Raw genomic sequence first — 22,947 nt, 5'->3', positions numbered from 1 at the left:
CCTTTTCTGCGGCGCGCGGAAAAACGGGCGGAAGGGGTGGCGAGGCCATTTCGCCGGAATTTCCGGAGATCTCGGAGAGGCGCGAAGAAGGTCTTTGCGGATTTCCTTCCCGGCGGCGCGGTGACAGGAATTCGAGAATGTGGAATTATCCCTGTCGGGTCGCTGGCTCACGGGATTCTGTCACGACGCGACCGGGCCTGCAAGGGGGTTCCGGTGTGAGTTTCGCGGCTCCCACCTGCGGGTTCCCATGATGATCTACACTCTGCGGGTTGTGTCGAATCGCAACTGCGACGTTCCCGAGGGGAGCTGCTGCGGGTTTTGTGAGGGGCTTGGTGTGGTGCTGAATTAGTACGCCTGTGTCGTTTCCTCGGCCGGGTGGCCGGATAATCTTTGGCCTGGATGTCGGCTCTGCTGCTCTTGAGGGGTTCTGAGACTGTATGGTGCGTGAAACTAACGGACCGGCGTCACCGTTGAGCGGATCGCACGAGCCCGTGGCCGTGGTGGCCATGGGCTGCCGCCTCCCCGGCGGGGTCGACGGTCCCGACGCGCTGTGGCGACTGCTGGCCGACGGGCGGGACGCCATCGGCCCGTTCCCCGAGGACCGCGGCTGGGACGTCGCCGGCGCGGCGGCCACCGACCCGAACTCGCCCGGCCACAACTACCAGCACCAGGCCGGCTTCATCCACGACGCGAATCGATTCGACGCGGCGTTCTTCGGGATCTCGCCGCGTGAGGCGCTGGCCATGGACCCCCAGCAGCGGATCCTGCTGGAGACCGCCTGGGAGACGCTGGAGCGCGCCGGGATCGACCCGACCAGCCTGCGCGGCAGCGACACCGGCGTCTTCGTCGGCGCCATGGCGGGGGACTACGGGCCCCGCATGGACGAGGGCTCGCCGCTCGAAGGCCACATCCTGACCGGCACCACCGGCGGCGCGGCCTCGGGCCGCGTCGCCTACACCCTCGGCCTCGAGGGCCCCGCCCTCACGGTCGACACGGCCTCCTCCGCCTCCCTGGTCGCGCTCCACCTCGCCGTCCGTTCGCTCCGCGCGGGCGAGTGCGGACTGGCGCTGGCCGGTGGCGTCACCGTGATGAGCAGCCTCGGCCTGTTCATCGAGTACAGCCGGCAGCGCGGCCTCGCGCCCGGCGGTCGCGCCCGGCCGTTCGCGGCCGCCGCCGAGGGCACCGTCTGGGGCGAGGGTGCCGGACTGCTGCTGCTGGAACGGCTCTCCGACGCGCGGCGCAACGGGCACCGGGTGCTCGCCGTGATCCGCGGCAGCGCCGTCAACCAGGACGGCGCCTCCGACCGGTTCACCGCGCCGAGCGGGCCCGCCCAGGAGCGACTCATCAGGTCGGCCCTCGCCGACGCCGGGCTCACCACCGCCGACGTGGACGTCGTGGAGGCGCACGGGACCGGGACGCCGCTGGGCGACCCGATCGAGGCGGGGGCGTTGCTGGCCACCTACGGCCAGGACCGTGAACGGCCGCTGTTGCTGGGCTCGTTGAAGTCGAATATCGGTCATGCGCAGGCGGCCGCGGGTGTGGCCGGTGTGATCAAGATGGTGTTGGCGTTGCGGAACGGTGTGGTGCCCGCGACGCTGCACGTGGACGAGCCGACCCCGCACGTGGACTGGTCCTCGGGGGCCGTCGAGCTGGTGACCGCGGCGACGGACTGGCCGGAGACGCGGCGTCCTCGTCGGGCCGGCGTGTCCTCGTTCGGCATCAGTGGCACCAACGCGCACGTGATCCTGGAGCAGGCGCCGGAGGAGGAGACCCCCGCCGCCGTCCCGGTGGCGACGGACGGAACGCTGCCGCTCGTGCTGTCCGCGAGGACCGTCGAGGCGCTGCGCGAGCAGGCCGGACGGCTGGCGGAGCACCCGCTCGCGGAGCCGGCGGCGGTGGCCCGCGCGCTGGCGGCCGGCCGGGCCGCGCTCGACCACCGCGCCGTGGTCCTCGGCCGGGACGGCGGTGAACTGCGGGACGGCCTGTCGGCTCTGGCCGCGGGCGAGGAGTCGGCGCGGCTGATCGTGGGTCGTCCCGCCGCCGATCCCGGCGGGACCGTGTTCGTGTTCCCCGGGCAGGGGTCCCAGTGGCGTGCCATGGGAGCGGAACTGCTGGCCTCCTCGCCTGTGTTCGCCCAGCACCTGACCGCCTGCGCCGAGGCGTTGGCTCCGTTCGTCGACTGGGACCTCTTCGAGGTGCTGACCGGGACCGACGGCGCGCCGCCGCTCGATCGGGTGGACGTGGTGCAGCCGGCGTTGTTCGCGGTGATGGTGTCGCTCGCCCGGCTGTGGGAGTCGTTCGGGGTGCGGCCCGACGCGGTGATGGGGCACTCCCAGGGAGAGATCGCCGCGGCGCACGTCGCGGGGAAATTGTCGTTGTCGGACGCCGCGCGGGTCGTGGCCCTGCGATCGAAGGCGTTGCGGTCGATCGCCGGACGGGGCGGGATGGTCTCGCTGCCGCTGGGCGCGGAGGCGGCGCGTGAGCTGATCGCTCCCTGGGCCGGGCGAATATCGGTCGCCACGGTCAACGGCCCCACCAGCACGGTTGTTTCGGGCGAGGCGGCGGCGTTGGACGAGCTGTTGGCCCGTTGTGAGAGGCAGGGTATCAGCGCTCGAAGGATCGCCGTGGACTACGCCTCCCACTCGCCACAGGTGACGGCGATCCGCGACGAGTTGCTCGAACTGCTCGCCCCGATCACCCCCCGCCCCGGCACCGTGCCGTTCTACTCCACCGTCGCCGGACACGCCGGAGGGCCGCTGCCGTCGGACGCGCGGCTGGACGCCGCCTACTGGTACGAGAACCTGCGCCAGACCGTCGAGTTCGAGACCGCGACCCGTGGGCTGCTCGCCGACGGCCACACCCTCTTCGTGGAGACCAGCCCGCACCCGGTGCTCACCGTCGGCGTCGAGGAGACCATCGCGGCGCACGCCCCCGAGTCCGGCGCCGTCGTCACCGGCACGCTGCGCCGCGACGACGGCGGCTGGCCCCGGCTGCTGACCTCGCTCGCCACCGCGCACGTCCACGGCGGAGTGACCCCGGACTGGACCGCCGTGCTCGGCGAGGGACCGATCGACGCCACCACACTGCCCACCTACCCCTTCCAACGCCAGACCTACTGGGCCGACAACGGCCCGGGGGACCGCCTGGACGCCGCCGGCCTCGACACGCCGGAACACCCGCTGCTCGGCGCCAGCACCGCCCTCGCCGACGGCGAAGGACACCTCTTCACCTGCGCCCTCGCCACCCTCCGCCATCCGTGGCTCGCCGACCACACCCTCGACGACACGGCGCTGCTCCCGGCCGCCGCCCTCGTCGAACTCGCCCTCGCCGCCGGCGATTCCGCCGGGGCCGGCGAGCTACACGAACTGCGCCTCGGCACCCAGCTCCGGCTTCCGGAGTCGGCCGCCGCGCAGCTCCAGGTGCGGATCGGCGGTCCGGACGCGAACGGTCGGCGCGCGCTCAGCATCAGCTCACGCGTCGCGGGGGAGCCCGACTGGACCCGGCACGCCACCGGCGCCTTCCGCCCAGCCGACTCCGCCGCCGCGCCACCCGACCACGCCCCCGAAGCCGCCGCCTGGCCGCCCACCGGCGCCGTTCCCCTCGACCTCGGACAGCTGCGGGACCGGCTCGCGGACCGCGGCCACCAGTACGGTCCCACCTTCCAGACACTCCGCGCCGCTTGGCGGCACGAGAACCAACTGCTCGCCGAACTCGCGGTACCGGCCGCGATCACCGACGCCGACCGCTACGCCCTCCACCCCGCGCTGCTCGACGGTGCCCTCCACCTCGCCTTCGCCGAGGCCGACTCCGACCGGCCACAGGTGGCCCGTCGATGGGCCGGGACCCGTCTCCACGCGACCGGCGCCCGCACCCTGCGGGCCCGCGTCACCCGCGGCGCCGACGGGCGCGTCACGCTGCTGCTCGTCGACCCGACCGGCGCCACCGTCCTCACCGCCGAGTCCGTGACGATCAGCCGACTCGCCCAGGAGGAGCTACCCCCACCGCGCGGCGCGGAAGCCGAGCCCGCCCTGCGCCTCGACTGGCTGCCGCTGCCGGCCACGACCTCGGACCCCCGCCCCGGGACCTGGGCGGTCGTCGGCGAGGACGATCTCGGTCTCGACCTGCCCCACCATCCCAGGCTGTCCACCGTCGCGCAGGGAGAAGGACCACCGCCCGAGGTGGTCGTCACCGCCGCCGTCCCGCACGAGGCCCGGGGAGCCGGCGAACTCCCGCCGGCCGCCGCACGCCGCGCCGTTCGGCGGGTGGCGACCCTGCTCCGCGGCTGGCTCGGCGACGAGCGGCTGAGCACGAACTCCCGGCTGGTGATCGTCTCGCGCGGCGCCGTGGCAGCCCGCCCCAGCCAGGCCGTCGACGGGCTCGCCGACGCGGCCGTCTGGGGGCTGGTGCGCTCGGTGCAGCGCGAACACCCCGGCCGCGTCACCATCGTCGACCTCGACGCGGAAAGCCGGACCGACACCGCGCTGGCCGCCGCCGTCGCCGCCGGCGAACCACAACTCGCCGTCGTCGACGGCGGCCTGTACGTGCCCCGGCTGCGACGCGACCCCCGTGCTCCGGACCTCGCCGGAACCGGGGGCCCGGCCGATGGCACCACCCTGATCACCGGCGCGCCCGGGCCGCGGGCCGCCGCCTTCGCCAGGCACCTGGCCGCCACCCGCCCCGGCGCCCGACTGCTGCTGCTCGGCCGGCGCGGCGCCGACGCCCCCGGCATGGCCCAGCTCCGCGCCGAACTCGCCGACCTGGGCGCCGAGGTGACCGTCACGCCCTGCGACATCGCCGACCCCGAGGCGCTCGCCGGGGTGCTGGCGAACATACCGGCCGCGCACCCGCTGACGGGCGTGGTGCACGGCGCGGGAGCCGAGGACGACGGCATCCACCGGACCATCGCGGCCGCCTGGCACCTGCACGTCCTCACCCGCGACCGGGCCCCCGCGCTCACCGAGTTCACGCTGCTCGCCTCGACCGCCGGCCTCCTCGGCGCCACCGAAGGACGCAACGGCGCCGACACCGACACCTTCCTCGCGGCCCTCGCCGCACACCGCCGCGCCACCGGGCTGCCCGCCGCCGCGCCGCACCTCGTGCTCGAAGGCGACGCCGAGCTCGGCCTCGTACCGCCCCCTACGGAAAGAGCGTTGGCCCTGCTCGACCGGTCAGCGGACGCCGACGCCCGGCTGGCGGCCGGGGTCGACCGCGCCGCCCTGCGCCAGCACGCCGAGGGAGGCACCCTGCCGGCCGTGCTGCGCGGTCTGCTGCCCGACCGCGCCCGTCGCGCCGCCCGGTCGGGCGGCGACGAGCCGGCCGCCACCGTCGCCCCGAGCGCCTCCCGAGACCTCGCCCAGCTCGTCCGCGGCCATGTCGCGGCGGTGCTCGGCCACGGCACCGGCGACTCCGTGGACGCCGACGCCACCTTCAAGTCCCTCGGCTTCGACTCACTCACCGGCGTCGAACTGCACAGGCGTCTGGCCCGCGCCACCGGGCTGCGGCTGCCCACGGCCCTGATCTACGACCACCCGACCCCCGGCGCGCTCATCGCCCACCTGGAGGACCGCCTGGGCATCGGCCCCGGCGCCGCCCGCGCCACCGCGCCGGCGGAGCGCCGGGCCGCCGACGACGAGCCGATCGCCGTCGTCTCGATGGGCTGCCGCTACCCCGGCGGAGTCCGCTCGCCCGAGGACCTGTGGCGGCTGCTCGGCGAAGGTGCCGACGCCATCGGCGACTTCCCCACCACCCGCGGCTGGGACCTGGACGCCCTCTACGATCCGGAACCCGGCAAGCCGGGTCGGACCTACACCCGCCGCGGCTTCTTCCTCAACGACGCCGACGCGTTCGACGCGGCGTTCTTCGGGATCTCGCCGCGTGAGGCGCTGGCGATGGACCCGCAGCAGCGGCTGCTGCTGGAGACGTCCTGGGAGACGCTGGAGCGCGCTGGGATCGACCCGACCTCCCTGCGCGGCAGCCGCACCGGCGTCTTCGCCGGCGTGATGTACGGCGACTACGCGCTCGGGCTGCGCGCCACCCCGGACGCCGTCCCCGACGACCTCGCCGGCTACCTCAGCACCGGCACGACGGGCAGCGTCGCGTCGGGGCGGGTCGCCTACACCCTCGGCTTCGAGGGCCCTGCCCTCACCGTCGACACGGCCTGCTCCTCGTCGCTGGTCGCGCTCCACCTCGCCGCCCAGGCACTGCGCTCCGGCGAGTGCGATCTGGCCCTGGCCGGCGGCGTCACCGTGCTGGCCACCCCGGAGATCTTCACCGAGTTCGGCCGGCAGCGTGGCCTCGCCGCCGACGGACGCGTCAAGCCGTTCGCCGCCGCCGCCGACGGCACGGCCTGGGGCGAGGGCGTCGGACTGCTGCTGCTGGAGCGCCTTTCCGACGCGCGGCGCAACGGGCACCGGGTGCTCGCCACGCTCCGGGGCTCGGCCGTCAACCAGGACGGCGCCTCCAACGGCCTCACCGCCCCCAACGGTCCTTCCCAGCAACGGGTGATCCGACAGGCGCTGGCCAACGCCCGCCTCACCGCCGCCGACGTCGACGCCGTCGAGGCGCACGGCACCGGCACCGCGCTGGGCGACCCGATCGAGGCGGGGGCGCTGCTGGCCACCTACGGGCAGGACCGTGAACGGCCGCTGTTGCTGGGCTCGTTGAAGTCGAATATCGGACACACCCAGGCGGCCGCCGGGGTGGCCGGTGTGATCAAGATGGTGCTGGCGTTGCGGCATGGTGTGGTGCCCGCGACGCTGCACGTGGACGAGCCGACGCCACATGTGGACTGGTCCTCGGGGGCCGTCGAGCTGGTGACCGCGGCGACGGACTGGCCGGAGACCGGGCGTCCTCGTCGGGCCGGCGTGTCCTCGTTCGGCATCAGTGGCACCAACGCGCACGTGATCCTGGAGCAGGCGCCGGAGGAGGCCTCCACCGTCGTCCCGGTGGCGACGGACGGAACGCTGCCGCTCGTGCTGTCCGCGAGGACCGTCGAGGCGCTGCGCGAGCAGGCCGGCCGCCTGCGGGAAACCGACCTGAGCGAGCCCACCGCACCGGCACGTGCGCTGGCCCTGGGGCGCGCGTCCTTCGGGAAGCGCGCGGTGGTAGTGGCCCGGGACGCGTCCGAACTCCACGCCGGTCTCTCGGCCCTGGCCGCTGGCCGGGAGGCTGTCGGTCTGGTCGCCGGTGAGGCTCCCGGCCGGTCGGGTGGGACGGTGTTCGTGTTTCCGGGTCAGGGCTCGCAGTGGTTGGGGATGGGGTTGGAGCTCCTCGACTCGTCGTCCGTGTTCGCGGAGCATCTGTCGGCCTGTGCGGAGGCTTTGGCGCCGTTCACCGGGTGGGATCTGCTGGCGGTGTTGCGTGGTGAGGCGGGGGCGCCGTCGCTGGAGCGGGTGGAGGTGGTGCAGCCGGCGTTGTGGGCGGTGATGGTGTCGCTGGCCCGGTTGTGGGAGTCGCTGGGGGTGCGGCCGGATGCGGTGGTGGGGCATTCCCAGGGGGAGATCGCCGCGGCTCAGGTGGCGGGGATGTTGTCGTTGTCGGACGCGGCGCGGGTGGTGGCGTTGCGGTCGCGGGCGTTGCGGTCGATCGCGGGCCGGGGCGGGATGGTGTCGTTGCCGCTGGGCGCGGAGGCGGCGCGTGAGCTGGTCGGCGCGTGGGCCGGGCGGATATCGGTCGCCACGGTCAACGGCCCCACCAGCACGGTTGTTTCGGGCGAGGCGGCGGCGTTGGACGAGCTGTTGGCCCGTTGCGGGAGGCAGGGCGTCGGCGCCCGGCGGATCGCCGTGGACTACGCCTCGCACTCACCGCACGTGGCGGCGATCAGGGACGAGCTCCTCGACGTGCTGGCCCCGATCGAGCCACGCACGGGCCGCGTGCCGTTCTACTCCACGGTCGCCGGCCTGGCGGGCGGGCCGTTGCCCGACGACGCGCGGCTGGACGCCGCCTACTGGTACGAGAACCTGCGTCGGACCGTCGAGTTCGAGACCGCGACCCGAAGCCTGCTCGCCGACGGCCGCACCCTCTTCGTGGAGACCAGCCCGCATCCGGTGTTGACCATCGGTGTCGAGGAGTCCATCGCCGCGTACGCCCCCGAGTCCGGCGCCGTCGTCACCGGCACCCTGCGGCGGAACGACGGCGGCTGGCCCCGGCTGCTGACCTCGCTCGCCACCGCGCACGTCCACGGCGGGGTGAGCCCCGACTGGTCCGCCGTGCTCGGCGAAGGGCCGATCGACGCCACCACACTGCCCACCTACCCCTTCCAACACCGCGCCTACTGGCTGGAGAACACACGATCCGCGGGCGCCCCCGCGGCACTCGGCCTCGCCGAAGGCGACCACCCGTTGCTGGGCGCCTCCCTCTCGTTGGCCGAGGCGGACGAACACGTCCTCACCGGCAGCCTCTCCCGCCACACCCACCGTTGGCTCGCCGACCACCAGATCCGGGGCAGCGTGCTGCTGCCGGCCACCGCGATGGTCGAACTCGCCGTCCGGGCCGGCGACCAGGTCGGATGCGGCCACCTGGAAGAACTCATTATCGGCACCCCCCTGGTGCTGCCCGCCGACGGCGCCACGGCCGTCCAGGTCCACGTCGGCGCCCCCGACGAGCAGGGGCGGCGCACCCTCACCGTGCACGCCCGCCCCGCGGCGTCCTCCGCGGCCGAACCGTGGACCAGGCATGCCACGGGCACCCTCACACCCGAACCACCCCGGCTCCCCGAACCGACCGGCGAGGAGACCGTCTGGCCCCCGGCCGGCGCCGTCCCGCTGGATCCCGCGGACCTCCACGACCGACTGGCCGCCCGCGGTTACGCCTACGGCCCGGCGTTCCGCGGCCTCACCGCCGCCTGGCGGCTCGGCACCAGCCTCTACGCCGAGGCGACCCTCCCCGACGAGGCGGGCGAACCCGACGGGTTCGGCCTCCACCCGGCCCTGTTCGACGCCGCCCTGCACATCGCCCTGCCCGACTCCGGGGAGATCCGGGTGCCGTTCTCCTGGCGGGACGTCAGGCTGCACGCCACGGGCGCGCGCGCCCTGCGGGTGCGCGTCGACACCGGCGACCAGGAGACGGTGCGGGTGTCCCTCAGCGACCCGGCGGGCGTACCCGTGCTCGACGTGGGCGCACTGGTACTGCGGGCGTTGGGGGACGCCGACCGGGCCGCCACCGCACAGGACCTACACCACGTCGTCTGGCGACCCGCGCCGCCGACCGAACGCTCGGCACCCGCCCGCCTGGTGGTGCTCGGACAGCACCCCGAGGCCGCCGAGTTGGCCGCCGCCCTCGGCGCCGCGGGCCACGAGGTCACCGGGCATCGGGACCTGGCGGCCTGGCGCGCCGCCGGCGCGCCCCCGCCCGACGCGGTGCTGGCGCCGTGCGAGACGCCGGACGACCCCGGCGACGCGGTGCGGGCGGCCCACGAGGTCACCCGGCGGGCACTGGAACTGCTGCGGGACTGGCTCTCCGCACCGGGCTCGCCCTCCGGCACCGACCGGGCGGACCTCGCCGGCACCAGGCTCGTCCTGGTCACCCGGCGGGCGGTGGCCGCCCGCGACGGCGAGGACGTACCGGGCCTGGCGACCGCCCCCGTCTGGGGTCTGGGCCGCTCCGCCCAGACCGAGAACCCGGGACTCGTCACCCTCGTCGACCACGACGGCACGGTCGCCTCGCTCCGCGCGCTGCCGACCGCGCTCGCCACCGATGAGCCACAACTGGCGCTGCGCGACGGCTCGGTCACCGTGCCCAGACTGGTCGCCACCGCGTCGGAGAGCGAACTGGTCCCGCCGTCGTCAGGCGCCTGGCGGCTGGACTTCACCTCCCGTGGCTCGGTGGACCACCTCGCGTTCCTGCCGCACCCCGCCTACGACCAGCCGCTCGGCGCCGGTCAGGTCCGGGTCGCCCTCCGGGCGGCCGGCCTCAACTTCCGGGACGTGATGACGGCCCTCGACCGGGTCGCCGACACCCGCCCGCCCGGAGGCGAGGGCGCCGGGGTGGTGCTCGAGACCGGTCCCGGAGTGACGGGACTGCGGCCCGGCGACCGGGTGATGGGCGTCTTCATGGACGGCACGGGCCCGATCGTCGTCGCCGACCAGCGGTTGATGGTCCGCATGCCCACCGGCTGGTCCTTCGCCGAGGCCGCGACCATCCCCGTGGCCTTCCTCACGGCCGCCTACGCGCTCACCGACCTGGCCGCGCTCCGCCCCGGCGAGACCCTCCTCGTCCACGCCGCCACCGGCGGCGTCGGCATGGCCGCCGTGCGCCTCGCCCAGGAACTGGGCGCCGAGGTGTACGGCACGGCCAGCCCGGGCAAGTGGGCCACCCTGCGGGGCCAGGGGGTCGCCGACGACCACATCGCCAGCTCCCGGACGCTGGAGTTCGAGGAGACCTTCCGCGCCGCGACCGGCGGCCGCGGCGTCGACGTCGTCCTCAACTCCCTGGCCGGTGAGTACACGGACGCCTCGATGCGGCTGCTCGCCCCCGGCGGGCGGTTCGTGGAGATGGGCAAGACCGACATCCGCGGCGCCGGCGAGACCCACCTCCCCGAGGGCGGAAGCTACCGGGCCTTCGACCTGATGGAGGCCGGCGAGGACCGCGTCCAGGAACTCCTCCGGGCGCTGCGGGCCGACTGCGAGAACGGCGTCCTGCGGCCGCTGCCCGCCACCACCTGGGACATCAGGCACGCGAACCGGGCGTTGCGGCACCTGGCTCTCGCCCGGCACACCGGCAAGGTCGTCCTGACCATCCCGCCCACCGTCCACCCGGCCCCGCGGCACGAGGCCCGGGGCACGGTGCTGATCACCGGAGGCACCGGCACCCTCGGCCGGCTGGTGGCCCGCCACTACGCGGCCTCGGGACGAGTGGGCCACGTGCTGCTCGCCAGCCGCCGCGGCCCCGACAGCCCCGGCGCGGCCGAACTCGTCGCCGAGCTCACCGAGTCGGGCGTGACCGCGACCGTCGTGGCGGGCGACACGGCCGACCGGGCGGCGGTGGCCCGCCTGTTGGACGGCGTTCCGGACGAACACCCGCTGACCGCCGTCGTACACGCCGCCGGCGTGCTGGACGACGGCGTACTGCTCAGCCAGACGCCGCGACGCCTCGACGCCGTGCTGCGGCCGAAGATCGACGCGGCCTGGCACCTCCACGAGCTGACCAGGGACCTCGAACTCGCGGAGTTCGTCCTCTTCTCGTCGGCCGCCGGCACCCTGGGCACCCCGGGACAGGCCAACTACGCCGCCGGCAACGTCTTCCTCGACGCGCTCGCCGCCCACCGGCGGGCCCAGGGGCTCCCGGCCATCTCCCTCGCCTGGGGGCGGTGGGCCCAGGCCACCGGCATGACCGGCCACCTCGAACAGGTGGACCTGGACCGGATCGCGCGTCTCGGCCTGGTCCCGATCCCGGACGAACACGGCCTGACGCTCCTCGACGCGGCCCGCCGCGCCGACCGGCCCGCCATGCTGCCGAGCGGGATCGACCGGGCCGCGGTGCGCGCCCTGGAGCACCCGCCGGCGCCGCTCCGCGGACTGGTGGACGCCGAGCCTCGCCGCACGGCCCTGACCACCGCCGTCGGTGCCGCCGAGGAGGGGCTGGCTCAGCGCCTGCTCCGACTGCCGCGGTCGGAGCGCGAGACCACCGTGCTCGCCCTGCTGACCGAGCAGATCGCGACGATCCTGGGCCACCCGCCAGGCGAGACGATCGACCCGCGGGGGTCTTTCAAGTCCATCGGCTTCGACTCCCTGACCTCCGTGGAGCTGCGCAACCGGCTCAACTCCCTCACCGGCCTGCGGCTTCCGGCCACGCTGGCCTTCGACCACCCCACTCCGCGGGCGCTGGCCGGGGAGTTGACGACCCGCCTCACGGGCCAGCAGGAGCCGGAGGCCCCCGTCACCACCGAGGAGACCGGCCCCGGGGGCGGGGACGACCCCGTCGTCATCACCGCGATCGGCTGCCGCTACCCGGGCGGCGTGCGCGGCCCCGAGGACCTGTGGCGGATGGTGGTGTCGGGCACCGACGCCATCACCTCGTTCCCCGTCGACCGCGGCTGGGACCTGGACCACCTGTTCGACCCCGACCCGGACCGACCCGGCACCTCCTACGTGGCGCACGGCGGCTTCCTGACCGACGCGGCCGAGTTCGACGCCGACTTCTTCGGGATCTCGCCGCGTGAGGCGCTGGCGATGGACCCGCAGCAGCGGCTGCTGTTGGAGACGGCGTGGGAGACGATCGAACGCGCCGGGATCGACCCGACCACGCTGCGTGGCAGCCGCACCGGGGTGTTCGTCGGCGCGGCGGGGCAGGAGTACGGACCCAGGCTGGCGCAGGCGCCCGCCGAACTCGGCGGATCGATGCTGACGGGCAACACCACGAGCGTGGTCTCCGGCCGGATCGCCTATTCTCTGGGCCTTGAGGGGCCCGCCGTGACCGTCGACACCGCGTGCTCCGCCTCCCTGGTCGCACTGCACCTGGCGGTCCAGGCGCTGCGCTCGGGGGAATGCGACCTCGCGCTGGCCGGTGGCGTCACGGTGATGGCGACCCCCGGCATGTTCGTCGAGTTCAGCCGCCAACGCGGGCTGGCCAGGGACGGTCGGATCAAGCCGTTCGCCGAGGCCGCCGACGGCACGGCCTGGTCGGAGGGCGTGGGCCTGCTGCTGGTGGAGCGGCTGTCCGACGCGCGCCGACACGGGCACCCCGTGCTGGCCGTCGTCCGGTCGACCGCCACCAACCAGGACGGCGCCTCCAACGGCCTCACCGCGCCCAACGGCCCCTCGCAGCAGCGGGTGATCCGGCAGGCGCTGCGCGGCGCCGGACTGACCCCGGCCGACGTCGACGCCGTGGAGGCCCATGGCACGGGCACCCGCCTCGGCGACCCGATCGAGGCCCAGGCGCTCCTCGCCACCTACGGCCAACAGCGGCCCGCCGAGCGTCCGGTGCTCATCGGCTCGGTGAAGTCGAACATCGGCCACGCCCAACTCGCGGCCGGGGCGGCCGGCGTGATCAAGATGGTGGAGGCCATGCGGCACGGGCTGCTGCCCGCCACGCTGCACGTGGACGCGCCCACCAGCGAGGTCGACTGGAACGCCGGCGCGGTACGGCTGCTGACCGAGAACACCCCCTGGCCCGACACCGGCCGGCCGCGCCGTGCCGCCGTGTCCGCGTTCGGCATCAGCGGCACCAACGCCCATGTGATCCTCGAACAGCCGCCCGTCGAGCCGGAGTTCGAGGAGGCCGAAGCCGGCGGCGACCAGGACGCCCAGGTGGTGGCCTGGCCGCTGTCGGCCAGGAGCGGCCCGGCGCTGCGCGCCCAGGCCCTGCGGATGCTGGACCACCTGGCCACGCACCCCGAGCCCACGCCCGCCGCCACCGGCCGCGCGCTGGCCGCGACCCGCGCCACCTTCGACCACCGGGCCGTGCTCGTCGGCACCACCCACGCGGACTTCAGGGCCGGGCTCGCCGCGCTCGCCGCGGGGCAGGAGGCCGCCGGTCTGGTCACCGGCGTGGCGGGCACCCCCGGCCGGACGGCCCTGCTCCTGACCGGCCAGGGCAGCCAGCGACCGGGCATGGGCCGCGAACTCCACGCCGCCTTCCCGCTGTTCGCCGAGGCCCTGGACGAGGTCTGTGGCCACTTCGCCGACCACCTCGAACGTCCGCTCACCGAGGTGCTGTTCGCCGACCCGGCGTCCGGGGAGGCGGCGCTCGTCCACGAGACCCGGTTCGCCCAACCCGCGCTGTTCGCCCTCCAGGTGGCGCTCCACCGCCTGGTCAGGGAGGCGGGGATCACCCCGGACGTGCTGATCGGCCACTCCGTCGGCGAGCTCACGGCGGCCCATCTGGCCGGGGTGTTCTCGCTGCCGGACGCCGCGAAGCTGGTGGCCGCCCGGGCCCGACTCATGCAACGCGCCACCCCCGGCGGGCTGATGATCGCCGTCCAGGCACCGGAGGACGAGGTCGCCGCCGCCCTGGAGGGGCTGGCGGACCGCGTCGCCGTCGCCGCCGTGAACACGCCGCGTGGCACGGTGATCGCGGGGGACGCCGAGGCCGCCGAGCGCGTCGCCGCGCACTTCGCGGCACGTGGCGGGCGCCCGCGCCGACTCCGGGTCTCGCACGCCTTCCACTCACCCCACATGGACGGCGTCCTCGACGAGTTCAGGACCGTCGCCGCGACCATCGACTACCACCTGCCCACGGTTCCCGTCGTCTCCAACGTCACCGGCCGGCTCGCCGACGCCGCGCGGTTGACGAGCCCCGACTACTGGACCGAGCACATCAGGCGCCCCGTCCGGTTCCGGGACGGCGTCCGCACCCTGGAGGAGCTGGGCGTCACCGCGTTCCTCGAACTCGGGCCCGACGCCGTTCTCAGCCAACTGGCACGCGAGAACCTGGACGCGCCGCGGGACCAGGCGCCGGACCGTCGCGACCGGACCCCCGCCCCGACACCGGCAGTCGTGCCGGTCCTGCGGCGGGACCTGAGCGAGCCCGCCGCCCTGCTCGCGGCGCTGGCGGAACTGCACGTCCACGGCGTCGAGCCGGACTGGAACGCCGTCCTCGGCCGGCCGGCCCGCCCCGCGCCCGCGCTGCCCACCTATCCCTTCCAGCGGAGGCGCTACTGGTACGAGGAGCCGGTCGGGGCGACCCCCGACGGCGCTCCCGCCGCCACCGGCGGTTCCGAGCGACTGCTCTGGGAGGCGGTCGAGCGGTCGGATACGCGGGCCCTGGCCGGGGTGCTCAGCCTCGACGACGGGGAGCAGGCCGCCGCGCTGCTGCCGGCGCTCGCCGACCTCCGCAGGCGCGGGGCCGACCGCGCCCGGCGCGACGCCTGGCGCTACCGCGAGACCTGGCTGCCCCACCGTGCCCCCGAGGCCGCCGCGCCCGCCGGCAGCTGGCTGCTGGTCGTGCCCGAGCACCTGGCGGACCACCCCTGGGTGGCAGCGGCCGAGACCGGCCTCGCCGACCGTGGCGCCAAGCCCCGCAGGCTCCACGTCGACCTCGCCGCGGCCGCCCCCGACCGACTGGTCGAGCTGCTGGGGGACGCCGTCACCGAGGACGGCGGCGGTCGGCCGGCCGGACTGCTGTCCCTGCTGGCGCTCGACGAGCGGCCGCACCCGGACTGGCCGGCCCTGCCGGCCGGCCTCGCCCTCAACCTCGCGCTCGTCAGGGCGCTCGGCGAACTCGGGCACACCGCACCACTCTGGTGCGCGACCAGCGGCGCCGTACCCGAAGCCCTCACGCAGGGCGGCGTGAGTCCGGCGCAGGCGCAGACGTGGGGCGCCGGGCGGGCCATCGCGCTGGAGCACCCAGAGCGTTGGGGCGGCCTCGTCGACCTGCCCGCCGCGCCCGACGAGCGGAGCGTCGCACTGCTCTGCGCGGCGCTCGCGGCCACCGACGGCGAGGACCAGCTTGCCATCCGGGCCAGCGGCCTCCATGTCCGCCGCCTGGTCCGGGCGCCGCACCGGGCCCCCGCGGCCGACGACGCCGCGTCCGTCGGCGCTTGGCGACCACGTGGCACCACGCTGATCACCGGCGGCACCGGAGCGCTCGGCGGCCGAGTGGCCCGCTGGCTGGCGGGGCGCGGGGCGGAACACCTGCTGCTGGTGAGCCGTCGCGGCCCCGAGGCCGAAGGCGCCACCGCCCTCGCCGCCGAACTGCGCGCCCTGGGCTCCCGTGTCACGGTGGCGGCCTGCGACACCGCCGACCGCGACGCCCTCGCCCGGCTGCTCGCCGAGGTGCCGGCGGCCTACCCGCTGCGCTCCGTCGTGCATGCCGCCGGGGTGGCCGCCGACCGCCGCGTCGCCGAGGGCGACCTGGCCGAGTTCGCCGCCGTGCTCTCCGGAAAGGTCATGGGGGCCACCCACCTCGACGAACTCCTCGGCACCGCCCCCCTGGACGCCTTCGTGCTGTTCTCCTCCGTCTCCGGCACCTGGGGCAGCGCGGGCCAGGCCGCCTACGGCGCCGGCAACGCCCACCTGGACGCGTTGGCCAGGCGGCGACGTGCCGCGGGCCTGCCCGCGACCGCCATCGCCTGGGGCGCCTGGGCCGGGTCCGGCCTCGCCACCGAGGAGCACACCCAGGCGTTCCTCAGCAGGCGCGGGGTGCGCGCGATGTCGCCCGAGCTGGCCGTCGAGATCATGGCGGAGGCCGTGGCGGGCGGCGACACCACGCTGACCGTCGCCGACCTCGACTGGGAGCCGTTCGTGCGCTCCTTCACCGCGCTGAGGCCGAGCCCGCTGTTCTCGGGCGTCCCCGAGGCACGCCGGCTGATGGCGGAGGCCGGCCGGCGGGACGCCGACGAGGAGCCCGGGAACGCCACCGGCACCTCGCCGGTCGACCGGCTCGCCACACTCGCCGAACCCGAGCGCCGCGCCGCGCTGCTCGACCTCGTGCGCGGGCAGGTGGCGGCCGTGCTCGGACACGAGTCGGCCCAGGAGGTCCCCGCGGCCCGGTCGTTCAAGGACCTGGGCTTCGACTCGCTGACCGCGCTGGCGCTGCGCGACCGGTTGGGGAAGGCCACCGGGCTCCGGCTGTCGGCCACCCTCGCCTACGACCACCCGAGCGCCGAGGCCCTGGCCGACCGGCTGCACGAGGAGATCACCGGAGGCACGGACCCGGCGGAGCCCTCGGTCTTCCGTGAGCTCGACCAACTGGAGCGGGCGCTGGGCGCGGTCGACGACACGCCCGCCGTCCGGGCCCAGGTGGCCGCCCGGCTGACGCGACTGCTGGCGACCTGGCAGACACAGACCACCGTGACCGATTCGGACCCGGCCCGCGACGGCGACCTCGCGGCCGACCTCGACGAGGCGTCCGATGACGAGCTCTTCCAGATGCTCGGCGACGAGTTTGGGATTTCCTGACGGACGGCGTTCCGCAGGGGGATAGGGGTTGATCGGCATGCCGAGTGCCGCGAACGAGGAAAAACTGCGCCACTTCCTCAAGAAGACGATGGCCGACCTCCGGACGGTCAGGGAACGGCTGGCCATCGTCGAGTCGGGGCAGGCGGAACCCGTCGCCGTCGTCGGCATGGGATGCCGACTCCCGGGCGGCGTCGCCGGTCCCGAGGAGCTGTGGGAGCTGGTCGCCGGCGGAACCGACGCCATCGGGCCGTTTCCCGCCGACCGTGGTTGGGACCCGGCCGCGATCTACGGAGCCGATGCCGAACGCCAGGGGCGGGCCACCCCCCGGGAGGGCGGCTTCGTCGCCGGTGCGGGCGAGTTCGACGCGGCCTTCTTCGGCATCTCGCCACGCGAGGCGCTGGCCATGGACCCGCAGCAGCGGCTGCTGCTCGAAACCGCCTGGGAGACCCTGGAGCGGGCCGGCATCAGGCCCGAGACGCTGCGTGCCACCCGGACCGGGGTCTACGCCGGGGCCAGCTCGGACACCGCCCCGGGACCCGACGTGTCCGACACCCCCGAGTCCGCCGGTTACGGGCTGACCGGTGCGTCGATGGCCGTGCTCTCCGGGCGCGTCGCCTACGCGCTGGGCCTCGAAGGGCCGGCCGTGACGGTGGACACGGCCTGCTCCTCCTCGCTGGTGGCCATGCACCTCGCCGCCCAGGCGCTGCGCGCGGGTGAGTGCGACCTGGCACTGGCCGGCGGGGTCGCCGTGATGAGCCGCCCCGTCGGGTTCGCGGAGTTCTCCCGGCAGGGCGGGCTGGCGCGCGACGGCAGGTGCAAGTCGTTCTCCGCCGACGCCGACGGCACGGGCTGGGCCGAGGGCGCCGGGCTCGTCCTGCTCGAGCGGCTCTCCGACGCACGGCGCAACGGTCACCGGATCCTCGCCCTGGTGCGCGGCAGCGCGGTCAACCAGGACGGGGCCTCCAACGGTCTCACCGCCCCCAACGGCCCCTCGCAGCAGCGGGTGATCCAGCAGGCGCTGGACGCCGCGGGGCTGACCGCCGCCGACGTGGACGTGGTCGAGGCGCACGGCACGGGCACCAGGCTCGGCGACCCGATCGAGGCCCAGGCGCTCCTCGCCACCTACGGCACCGACCGTCCCGCCGAACGACCTCTGCTCCTCGGGTCGTTGAAGTCCAACATCGGGCACACCCAGGCGGCGGCCGGGGTGGCGGGCGTGATCAAGTCGGTGCTGGCCATGCGGCACGGCACCGTTCCCGCCACGCTGCACGCCGACCGGCCGACGCCGCTCGTGGACTGGGACTCGGGCGCCGTGGCCCTGGTCACCGAGCCCCGGCCCTGGCCCGAAACGGACCGCCCACGTCGGGTGGCCGTCTCCGCCTTCGGCATCAGCGGCACCAACGCCCACCTGATACTCGAACAGGCCCAGGAGGAGCCGCGAGAGCGCCGGACCCCGGCGGCGCCGGCCGACCCGCGCCTGCCCGTCCCCTGGGTGCTGAGCGCCCGCGACCCGCGCGCGCTCGGCGCACAGGCCCGCCAACTGCTGGACCGCCTGGGGCGCGATCCGGCGCCCGACGCGGCGGAGATCGGCCTCGCGCTGGCCACCACGAGGACCGCCTTCGAGCACCGGGCCGTCCTCCGCGGCCGGGACCGCTCGGAACTCCTCGAAGGTCTGGCCGCGCTGGCCACCGGCAAGCCCTCACCCGCGCTCACCACGGGCAGCGTCCTGCCCGCGTCCGGCAGGACCGCGCTGCTCTTCACCGGCCAGGGCGCCCAGCGGCCCGGCATGGGGCGCGAACTCCACGACATCTTCCCGGTGTTCGCCGAGGCGTTCGACCAGGCCTGTGCCGCGTTCGACACCCTGCTGCCGACACCGTTGCGCGACGCCGTGTTCGCCGCCGAGGGCACGCCCGCCGCCGAGGCGCTGCACGACACCGGGCTCGCCCAGCCGGCACTGTTCGCCTACGAGACCGCGCTGTACCGGCTGTGGCGGTCCTGGTCGCCCGCCGAGCCCGACCACCTCATGGGCCACTCGCTCGGTGAGATCACCGCCGCCCACGTCGCGGGGGTTCTCTCCCTGGAGGACGCGGCCACCCTCGTGGCCTCCCGCGCCGCGCTGATGCGCGCCCTGCCGGCCGGCGGCGCGATGGTGGCGATCGGCGCGACCGAGGAGGAGGTGGCCAAGGAACTCGGCCAGGAGCCGGGCGGCGGGGGACCGGCCGTGATCGCCGCCGTCAACGGGCCGTCGTCCGTGGTCGTCTCGGGCGAGGAGACCGCCGTGTCGCGGGTCGCCAGGGTGTTCGCCGACCGTGGCCGCAGGACCAACCGGCTGCGCGTCTCGCACGCCTTCCACTCCCCACTGATGGAGCCGATGCTCGACCGGTTCGCCGAGATCCTCGGGACGCTGACGTTCCACGAGCCCGAGATCCCCGTCGTCACCAACGTCACCGGGCACCTCGCCGGCGGCGGCCAGCTGACCACGCCCGACTACTGGCTCGACCAGGTCCGGCGTGCCGTCCGGTTCCACGACGGCGTCCGTACCCTGCGGGACGAGGGCGTCACCCACTTCGTGGAGATCGGTCCCGACGCCGTGCTGACCGCCGCCGTTCGCGAGAGCCTGTCGGGCGAGTCGGGCACGGTGGCCCTCGCGACCCAGCGGCGTCGCGGCCCCGAGGCCGAGACCTTCGTGGGCGCCCTGACCACCGCCTACCTGCACGGCCAGCCGATCGACTGGGGCACCGCCTTCGCCGCGGGCGACCGCACGCCGGACGCGCTCGCCGAACTGCCCACCTATCCGTTCCAGCGCGACACCTACTGGCCGACCCCCGCGCCCCGGAGCCGGCACGAGCACGAGGCCGCGGAGTCCGAGGTGGCGGGTTGGCGCTACCGCGTGAGCTGGGAGCCGCTGGCGATCGCGCCGGGGCCCGTGCTGTCGGGGAACTGGCTGCTGGTGGCCCCCGAGGACGACCCGCTGACCGCCCGCGTCGCCGAGGCGATGCGGCGGCGCGGCGCCCGCGTCGTCCCCCTCCGCGTGAGCGGAACGGCCGAGGTCACCGACACGAGCAGGAAGGAACTGGCCTCCCGGCTCGCGACGAGCGTGGCCCGCGTCGCGGACGGGCGCACCGGCCTGACCGGAGTGGTGTCCCTGCTCGCCGCCCAGGACCGGGCCCAGGACCGGGCGCCCGACGACCACGACGACCACGGCGTGGACCCGGCCGGCGTGGTCGGTGTCCTCCGCCGCGACCTCGTTCTCGCCCAGACCCTGGCCGACGCCGAGGTCGGAGCTCCGCTGTGGTGGGTGACCAGGGGGGCCGTCTCGGTCGCCGACGAGGCCGTCACCAGCACGGCGGGCGCGGCCTCCGCCGGCCTGGGCCGCGTCGTCGGCCTCGAACGTCCCGAGGAGTGGGGCGGTCTCGTCGACCTGCCCGCCGTGGTCGACGAGGCCGCCCTCGACGCCCTCGCCGGGCTCCTCGGCGCCGGCGGCGACGAGGACCTGGTCGCCATCAGGGCGGACGGCGCCCACGCGCGCCGACTCACCCGCGCCGCCGGCCCCACCCCGAACCCGGCACCCCGCCGTCCCGTCGGCACCACGCTGATCACCGGGGGCACGGGCGGCCTCGGCGGCCATGTCGCGCGCTGGCTCGCGCGGGAGGGCGCGGAGCACCTGGTGCTGCTCAGCCGCCGAGGGCCCCACGCACCCGGGGCCGACCGGCTGCGCGCCGACCTGGAGGAGGCCGGCGCCGCGGTCACCATGCTGGCCTGCGACATCGCCGACCGCGCCGCCCTGTCCTCCGCCCTCGACCGCCTGCGCGCCGCAGGGCACCGCTTCCGGACCGTGGTGCACGCCGCGGGGCTACACAACCCCGTCCAACCCGTCACCGAGACCGACCTGAGCCAGCTCTCCGAGACCGTCCACGCCAAGGCCGGCGGAGCCCTGCTGCTCGACGAGCTGCTGGCCGGGGAACCGCTCGACGCCTTCGTGCTCTTCTCCTCGGCGGCCGGCGTCTGGGGCGGGGCGGGCCAGGGCCCCTACGCCGCGGCCAACGCCCTGCTGGACGCCCTGGCGTGGCGCCGGCGCGCCGCCGGCCGGCCCGCGACGTCGATCTCCTGGGGGGTCTGGGCCGGCGACGGCATGGCCCGGGACGTCGACGGGCGCGCCATCGACCGCCTCGGGATGCGGGCCATGCCCCCCCAGAAGGCGATCGTGGCGCTGCGCCAGGCACTGGCGGCGGACGACACGCAGGTCACGGTGGCGGACGTCGACTGGGCGCGCTTCGCGGACAACTACCGCATGGCCAGGCCCAGGCGCCTCATCACCCCGTTGGTCACCCGCCCCGCCGACGGTCTGGACCGACCCGAGGGAACCGAACCCGCCGACACGCTGAGCGAGCGGCTCGCCGGCCGCTCCGAGGCCGAACGTCACGCCCTGCTCCTCAACCTGGTGCGCGAGGAGGTCGCCGCGGAGCTCGGCCATCTCACCCCCGAGTCCATCGGCGCCGATCAACTCTTCCGCGACCTGGGGACCGACTCGATGGCCGCCATCGGGCTCCGCGACCGGCTGAGCCGCCGGACGGGCCTGCCGCTCACGGCGGGCCTGGTCTACGAGAACGAGACGCCGAGCGCGCTCGCCGGGTACCTCGCCGGCAGGTTGGAGACCAGGCACGAACCGACGGCGGGCTCCGCGGAGGACGAGACCCTCGCCTCGGTGTACCGGAGAATCGCCCTGCTGGGACGGTCCTACCAGGCGGAGACCATGCTCGCCGCGGCCGCGGAACTGCGCGACACGTTCGACGTCCCCGAGGCGCTCGCCGCCTCCGACTGGTCCCGCGACGGGGCCACCCGACTCGCCTCCGGCGGCCGCGACAACCCGCTGGTGATCGCCTTTCCGCCGATCGCCCCCGTGGAGCCCACCGTCCAGTACGCCAGGCTCTCGTCCCACCTTCGCGGGCTGGTCGACCTTTCCGTCGTCCCCGTCCCCGGCTGGCGGGACGGCGAGCCGCTCCCCGCGTCGACGGACGTCCTGGCCCGCGTCCTCGCCGATGCCGCCCGCCGGCACGCCGGCGACCGGCCCTTCGCGCTGCTCGGCTACTCGTCGGGAGGATGGTTCGCCCACCAGGTGGTCGCCGAACTCGAGGCCGACGGCGCCCACCCGGCCGGCGTCATCCTGCTCGACACCTATCCGCCGGACGGCATGACACCCCGGCTGCGCAAAGCCATGAACTACGAACTCATCGAACGCAGAAGGCAGTTCTCCACCCTCGACTACACCGCGCTGACCGCCCTCGGTACCTACCGCGCCCTGCACCGTGGCTGGCGGCCCGGGCCCGTCAAGGCGCCGACGCTGTTCGTACGTCCGGCGGAGTGCGTCCCCGGCTCCCCGGAGGAGCCCACCACCGGCTACGACGAGTGGCGCGCCACCTGGCCCCTGGACCACGAACTGGTCGAGGTGCCGGGGGATCACTGCACCATGGTCGCCGATCACTCCGACACGACAGCTGAGGTGATACACCGATGGCTCGCATCCCGATCCCTCCGTTCCGCTCTCCCGCGAGAGGCAAGTCGTCTGACGAGTCACCGGTGACGGTCGGCCCGCTCATGCGACCGGGGTCGACCGCCCACCTCGACGTGGAGACCCTGGCCGACCACGCCGCCATCAAGGACGTGACGGCCGCCTACGGTCACTACTACGACTCCGGCGACTTCGACGGGCTGCGGGAGCTGTTCACCGAGGACGTGCGCTACGAGTTCGTCCCCGAGACGCCGCCGTTCCCCGGCCGGGTCGCCGGGCGCGAGGACGTGATGCGGGCCCTCGTCGAGCAGTGGCGTCACAACAGGAACACCCTCGGCGCCTACCAGCGACACGTCACCACGAACATCGTCGTGCTCCGCCACCGGGACGCGACCGCCGAGACCCGCTCGCTGCTCACGGTCACCTTCGCCTACGAGGACGGCCGTCACGAGGTGCGCAGGACCGGCGGCTACGCCGACGTCCTCCGCAAGGAGGACGGCCGCTGGCGCTTCGCCCGCCGCCAGTTGCGGTTCGCCGGGCTGCTCACTCCGGGGGTGCCCCTGACCCTCGAATAGGCCGGTTCCCGGCTCACCCGACCGCCAC

Annotated in this window: 1 protein-coding gene and 2 pseudogenes; all 3 read left to right on the top strand. The window is 75.1% G+C overall.

The features are described 5' to 3' along the window. Positions 1–446: 446 nt before the first annotated feature. A pseudogene (locus RNC47_RS11235) lies at positions 447–16,835 on the top strand (type I polyketide synthase); the annotation flags it as partial. A 121-nt stretch (positions 16,836–16,956) separates the two neighbouring features. Next, positions 16,957–22,416 (top strand): annotated as a pseudogene (locus RNC47_RS11230) (SDR family NAD(P)-dependent oxidoreductase); the annotation flags it as partial. A gap of 14 nt (positions 22,417–22,430) precedes the next feature. Next, positions 22,431–22,919, top strand: a complete 489-nt coding sequence (locus RNC47_RS11225) for a nuclear transport factor 2 family protein (RefSeq protein ID WP_311597871.1) — start codon at positions 22,431–22,433, stop codon at positions 22,917–22,919. The last annotated feature ends 28 nt before the right edge of the window (positions 22,920–22,947 follow it).

This window comes from Streptomyces millisiae, from assembly GCF_031845425.1.
Lineage (GTDB): Bacteria > Actinomycetota > Actinomycetes > Streptomycetales > Streptomycetaceae > Streptomyces > Streptomyces millisiae.
This window is presented reverse-complemented; position numbering and strand designations above follow the sequence as displayed.